Annotated in this window: 5 protein-coding genes and 1 pseudogene; 2 read left to right on the top strand and 4 right to left on the bottom strand. The window is 58.9% G+C overall.

Features of this window, described 5'->3' with window-relative positions:
• Nucleotides 1-923: 923 nt before the first annotated feature.
• The 3 genes and pseudogenes from C7I85_RS29980 to C7I85_RS29965 form a co-directional block, all read right to left on the bottom strand.
• Complete coding sequence (locus tag C7I85_RS29980; RefSeq protein ID WP_106727638.1) at nucleotides 924-1,658, bottom strand: NADPH-dependent F420 reductase; 735 nt, start codon at nucleotides 1,656-1,658, stop codon at nucleotides 924-926.
• Between the two features lie 193 nt (nucleotides 1,659-1,851).
• A pseudogene (locus C7I85_RS29975) lies at nucleotides 1,852-2,101 on the bottom strand (hypothetical protein).
• A 448-nt stretch (nucleotides 2,102-2,549) separates the two neighbouring features.
• Entirely contained in the window at nucleotides 2,550-3,092 is a 543-nt protein-coding gene (locus tag C7I85_RS29965; protein WP_106727637.1) for a hypothetical protein, read from the bottom strand.
• Between the two features lie 716 nt (nucleotides 3,093-3,808).
• On the opposite strand from C7I85_RS29965, the gene C7I85_RS29960 reads away from it, so the two are divergent.
• On the top strand, nucleotides 3,809-4,369 hold the full coding sequence (locus C7I85_RS29960; protein ID WP_106727636.1) for a sugar O-acetyltransferase: 561 nt from the start codon (nucleotides 3,809-3,811) through the stop codon (nucleotides 4,367-4,369).
• A 570-nt stretch (nucleotides 4,370-4,939) separates the two neighbouring features.
• Here C7I85_RS29960 and C7I85_RS29950 read toward each other — a convergent pair.
• A complete protein-coding gene (locus tag C7I85_RS29950; RefSeq protein WP_106727634.1) occupies nucleotides 4,940-5,149 on the bottom strand; it encodes a cold-shock protein in 210 nt (69 codons plus the stop codon).
• Nucleotides 5,150-5,560: 411 nt separating this feature from the next.
• Between C7I85_RS29950 and C7I85_RS31300 the strand changes: the two genes are divergently transcribed.
• A partial coding sequence (locus C7I85_RS31300; RefSeq protein ID WP_210203113.1) for a hypothetical protein occupies nucleotides 5,561-5,957 on the top strand: 397 nt, incomplete at its 3' end.

Below are 5,957 nucleotides of genomic sequence, written 5' to 3'. Positions count from 1 at the left end.
GAATAGTCAACTGGTCGCGGGGGAGGATTTGAGCCTCCAGCTTATAAGGCCGGCGGGCTACCGGATTGCTCTACCCTGACAAACTTGATTTCCGAACCCTCGCGGTAGGCCGCTTGTGTACGGGCCCTGACCGGATCGCTCGTCGATTCGTTGCGCGACCGTCTGTCTGTGGATCTTCGAGCGTCGCCCCACCGAGAAATCATTGCGAAGGCCATCGCCACGTTGAGCCGCATGTAAGTCCATCGCATAAAGAAGAGGCAACATCGATCTGGCCTTTCCTTGGTTGATAACCAAGTGTCCGGCCTGCCGCTGTTGATCGCCACCCGTTTCCCGCCAAGTCTGAACCACGTAGCATAGCCGCTTCCCTAGGCTGCTGAAACTTAAGCGACGGTGCCGCGTTGACCTCGTAGCTGCGGGCCGTATCAACCGGGCCCGACGGGACGGTGAACAGGGAGCCTCTTTCCCGGTTTTTCTTCCTCGCCAACCTCATGGCACCTGTCCTGTCCGGCCCGCAGCACCTTGCGCTCACTTGGGTGGAGCGAGCAGCCATGTGGTTCGGCGCCTTACTGGTCCTGTGCGGTGTTGTGGTGCTGGCGTTGTCGATGATTAACCGAGGTCGACTAAGCGAAAGTCACACCGATCCTGTGGCGGGTCTGACGTTAGAGCCTCCTCGCCGCAGACCACGTTTCTCAGGCCGTGTTCAAAACTGGATTGGCTTTCTGCTAATCCTGTTCGGGGCGATCATTCTCCTTGCTGGAGCGTACTGAGTTCGCACCGCATCGCCCTGCTTGCGCTTGCTCGCCTCGCGCTATCCGTACCCTTGGCGCGCATGTCACGCAGCCCTCGCCAGCCTCATCACCTTACTGGCGAAACCTGTCGGAATGCCCTGCTTCGGTGGTAGCCGCGGAGGTTGCGGTCGCCCCCTATGCAGTCACCCTTCGTGTCAGAGCGATTATCTCGTGGTGAGTGAGATTGCCACCGCTAGTCGCGATTTCTGTTATGAGCGTTTCTCGATTTCCTGCCAAGCGGTGAATATTTGCCGACGCCAGTGCGGCTATCAACTCATCTCGGGTTAGCTCTGTGCAATAGGCTGGAGAGCCCGGCTGCAGGCGCCAGGAATCCGTCAACGGGCCCGCCCCCACCGGATCGAAGCCCGTAAGATCGACTAGTTCGCCAGTGACAACTTTGCCTCTTGTGTCATCGCCAGCGATCGGAACCGCAATACGTCCATTTGTTCCTTTAGGTTTGCCGTCGGTAGAGAGTGTGACGGCCATCAATGAGTTCCATGCCTTGACGACAGGTCGCCCGATCTGCTCGCTCACCCAAACACTCTCGGGCATTCCGGCATCGACTTCACTGATCTTCCCATCGCGAAAGGGAAAGTAGTTCGATGTATCAATCACCACGACCTCCGTGGGGACGTCACGAAATAAGCCAGCAACGACGGGGCTCTTTGAGAAGGGAATCGACACGACGACGACGTCAACGTCCTTCACCACCTGCTCTTTGCTAACAGCCGCCACGCCAAGATTGCGAGCAAGCTCGAAGATCGTTTCCGGCTGTCGCGAATTGGCAATTTTGACGGCATGTCCACCGGTCACGAATTTTTTCGCAAGTGCCGCGCCAACATGCCCGGCACCAATAATTCCGATCTTCATTGAAGCTCTTCCTCGTATTGTTCCGATTTCTGCTGAAATGGGCGCAGCAAGTAGCCTGATCGAAAGTTTATGACAAGCTCGCTTGTATTGATTTCAATTTGGGTCTTTGAGGCTCATTGAACGAGCGCAGTGGCGAAATACGGCGACGGCTGCATGGTGTGGCGACCGGAAGACCTGCCCGCCCCTCTAGTGATCAATTGACGAGCGTCGGCCGCGGCAGTGCACGTTCGGTCATCGGGCAACCCTCCTGGACCTTGGTCCAGGACGAGACATTGAGCTTCATCTCGCAGCGCGCGAGGATAGGAGGCACCATCGACATTCAGGCAGGATGTCTCGCCGAACTCGAACATGACACCGCGATTTCGGCATTTGCAATTGTTGGCATCCGCCAAGGTGGGGATCAGGGCCATTGCCAGACCAAATATGAGCACTCCAAGATGCATGGCCAATGCTCTGGATCGACGCCACCGCATATCCTTGGGCGGCAAGGGCAGTTGCGATAAATGAGTAGGCCGTGTTCTTCCCCTCATAGCCATGCGAAACGATTAGACCGCGACAGCAGAGAGTTTGGTTGCTGCGCCTGTTTTTCCCCCTCTTCGCAGGCGCTTCTTGGTGCGCGGAAGGCCCGTCGCATGACGAGTTTTATCCGATGGCTCTGGTGAGCGAACACACTGGACGCCAAAGCGCCCGTCATCTCCGGGGCCCCTCCGAGGTGACGGGCGTTGCTCACTCCATGTCCGGCATCTGACCGGCGAGGAACAGCGTCGTCGGTTCGCCATACTCCCCCCCAGCGCCGGGCTAGCTTTTCTCGACCAGGTGATCACCTCGGCATGCTTTGGCGCAAGCGTCTGGGGTCGTCCATCCGCTCTTCGCTGTACCGGGCCAAGCCCGCTACTTCACCGGAATCATAAGATGTGCGTAGGGCGTGCCCGCCCACATCACATAAGGCTTGGTTGTGTCCGGCTGAGGAAGAGCAGGATAACCCTGCATCAAATCCATTGCGTTGACGACCATGACATGGGGGCCGGTCTTCACCCAGTTATTGCCCTCCTCAGGTTTAGTCGCATACGGATCGGTGTTGCTTGCATCGGAGCCACCGACCAGCATAAACATGAAGCCAACCTTTCCCTTGGGAGGGGGCTGTTTTCCCACCAATGCCATCAACCATTCCATCGAGTTGGCGTCACCGCACATCGGATCCGGACCCGGCGTGACCGGGTTGTCCGGCATGCACCAGAAGCCATTCGTGCCTTCCCTCAGTGTTCGCAAAGCACCGCCTTTATCCATCGCATAGATCGTGGCGCCGCTTCCTACAGCAGCGGGTGCAGCGGATTCAGCGCTTTTGATCAACGCAGCATCGTCGGCGGCTGCGACCCGCATTGCAATCAAACTACCCGCCGCCAACAGGGCAGCGACCGTCAGAAGCCGTTTCATGGCGTCCTCCCGGAACGAGTTCACTTTTTGCGCGTGATGCCCGCGCGGCATTTCTAGCCGACCTAGCGAGCATCGATTAAGATAGCAGAATGCGCACATTTGGGCAATTCATGCGTTCCCCGCGACGTCTGCTTCTGGGCAGAGGCAAAATTTGCCTGTATGGCCGACATGGGGCGCTTTGCCGCCTGGCAGCTTTGGGGCCGTCAACGGACCGTCTGCTTTCAGTCGAGTTTTGCGGTTAGCTGCCGTTCGGCAACCGACCTCATATAGCAGTCGTTTCGCTCCTTACGGTCGCTGTTCAAAACCTGCCATACGTCGAGCGGCCGTCTATCGGCGTGAGTGGGGCCGTGTTCCGACCGTCAGCCATCGGGAGGCATTTGGCTGAAACGGTCGTTCCGCTCACGACGCCAAGTAAGCCGTTGGGGTACTAGCGTGCAAATCCGGAGGCTGACATTTTGCGAAGCGTGAAGACAGCGAAGGCACTCGTAAGACTGCAGCAGTCTAAATCGTTATCTGCCGGCCGATCTCGACAACGCTCTCGGAAGGCACCCGGAAGAAGTCGGTAACATGCGGCTGTTTCGCTCCATGAGCGAAGTTTGCGAGGGTCTGAATGGGTGGAGAGCGGACAATTCGCTTTGTGGCTACACTCAGCGAATCTCGGTGCCGCACTCGTGCGCCGAAACGCACCTTCAACTGCACGCCCGGGAAAATCACGAATGTCGAGCAAGGACGCCACCAAGATAATTCACAGAAGGACGCCGGAATCGGCGGCTATGGTGGCAAACACCAAACGCGCGATGGCAGTCACTGCCACACTCAATCGTCTGACGTTCAACGATGCCGACGAAATACGGGCCTTGTTCAGCGAATTAATCGGCAAAAAGGTGGACGAGAACTTCATACTGATCCCTCCATTTTATACCGCCGGCGGGGACGAAATCCGCGTCGGGAGGAATGTCTTCGTAAATCAGAACTGCACTTTCTATGACCTTGGCGGCCTCGACATCGGAGACGATGTGATGATCGGGCCGAACGTGAACATCATCACAACGGGTCATCCCCTAGAACCTTCGCAGCGCCGCGCCGTTACAATCGGGAACCCCATCGTGATTGAGAGAAACGTGTGGATCGCAGCCGGTGCAACGATAATTGGCGGGGTGACTGTAGGCGAAAACTCGGTCGTGGCCGCGGGTTCGGTAGTCACCAAGGACGTCCCCCCGAATACCCTTGTCGGAGGAAATCCGGCGCGGGTCATTCGCTCGATCGCCGACGACTAGCGAGCTTTCGCTTCGGGTCGCCAGCCCTCACTCCACGTCGGGCACTTGTCCTGGAGCGGAGCGGCCGGTGCGACAAGTGCCCCATGCGCACCGGCCAGGCGGCAGACTGCTAGCCCTTATTAGAGACCCTTGGAGGTACGCGGCCGGAGCTTGGAGTACAAGTCAGGCTGCCGATTTCGTCTTACGCCCTTCGGCGACCTAGAGGTGCTTGCTCCAAATCCGAAAATCGACCGGATGATCGCCTCGCCCGAGCGGCCAGCCATCAGTGACGTTTCTTACCTGCCGCCTTGTAGATTTGTGCGGGTTCCGCGGCCTCCTTGGCCAAGCGAGCCAGCCTAAGGCGTTTTGTCTTGGCTTCCCGCTTGGCGGTCTCCGCATTCAGTATCTCGCGAGCGACCCTGTTCGTGTTCTCGGTCTTGTCATGCGGACTGTGCCGCTTTGGCCGGATAGGACCGTCATCTCCATTCATCATGGTCATCCTTCAAACGAAAAAGGCCGGGATCTCCCGACCTCCTGCCGATGGCCCGACGGCCAACAAATTCGCGGTCAAAGACCGGAAGCGCTATTGCGTCATGCCGCCTGAAGGTTATCTGCCGAGATCTTTCCCTTGCGGGGGTCGCGCACCACTTCGAATGAGAGCTTCTGGCCCTCGACGAGGGTACGCATGCCGGCGCGTTCGACGGCGGAAATATGGACGAAAACGTCCGGGCCGCCCTCATCCGGGGCGATAAAGCCAAAGCCTTTGGTGGAATCGAAGAATTTTACCGTTCCGGTGGCCATGAGGTTTCCTTTCAAATCGGTGCTCAAGGACGCGCGGCGAGTTGTCGAATTTGAGAAGGAAGATCGTCTGGGCGCCAAGGCGGCAGAAACATCGTTCGTCAGCAAGATCGACACGCAAATATAGGCGCGAACCTGGACTGCGGCAAACCCCAGGCGGCTGGCTTACTGTACACGCTCCCAAAAAAGCCGCGCGGATCGGAGTCGGCGCCCTCGACAGTGCCGTACGCCACTCTGGGGGAAGGACAACACCTCCATGTCTTCCTGTTCCCGGGAACCTTCTTGTTCGCGATGCGTTCGCTTGCAACGTCCGATTGAGGGCCAGCCCTCACGATCATCGCGCGGAGGCCCATCCTCCCGACGGTAATCGCCAGGCCTAGAGCTCGCTACGGACCATTTCCCTTGGAGAAGACAATGAGACACTACCTCTCAACACTCGCTTGTTCGGGATTGCTGGGCATTGGAGCGCTCATCGGCACTTCTGCATTCGCAGACAGCATCTCCAGCTCACCTTCCGCAAAGCCCGCAGCAGACGGTCAGACGTGGAATATGTCCTGCGCCACGGCTGCCTGCCAGGGCAAATTTGAGCCAGCCGTTCTGGTGCGCAAGCCCCCCGACGGCGTGGGAAGCGGCCTGCAATTTGTCCGCGGCGGCGGTGGCGGCGGCGGAGGAGGAGGCGGCTATGGCGGCGGTGGAGGCGGTCACGGCGGTGGCGGCTTTGGCGGCGGCGGTGGCTTCGGCGGGGGCGGTGGCGGCTTTGGTGGCGGTGGACACGGCGGCTTTGGCGGCGGCAGCTTCGGCGGCGGTGGTC

This window comes from Pseudaminobacter soli (ex Li et al. 2025), assembly GCF_003012705.1.
Classification (GTDB): domain Bacteria; phylum Pseudomonadota; class Alphaproteobacteria; order Rhizobiales; family Rhizobiaceae; genus Pseudaminobacter; species Pseudaminobacter soli.
The sequence above is the reverse complement of the archived record's forward strand: the minus strand, read 5'-3'. Positions and strand labels throughout refer to the sequence as shown.

Coding starts and splice junctions, on each gene's coding strand:
- C7I85_RS29980 (WP_106727638.1), bottom strand. CDS start 1,658: ATGAAGATCGGAATTATTGGTGCCGGGCATGTTGGCGCGGCACTTGCG.
- C7I85_RS29965 (WP_106727637.1), bottom strand. CDS start 3,092: ATGAAACGGCTTCTGACGGTCGCTGCCCTGTTGGCGGCGGGTAGTTTG.
- C7I85_RS29960 (WP_106727636.1), top strand. CDS start 3,809: ATGTCGAGCAAGGACGCCACCAAGATAATTCACAGAAGGACGCCGGAA.
- C7I85_RS29950 (WP_106727634.1), bottom strand. CDS start 5,149: ATGGCCACCGGAACGGTAAAATTCTTCGATTCCACCAAAGGCTTTGGC.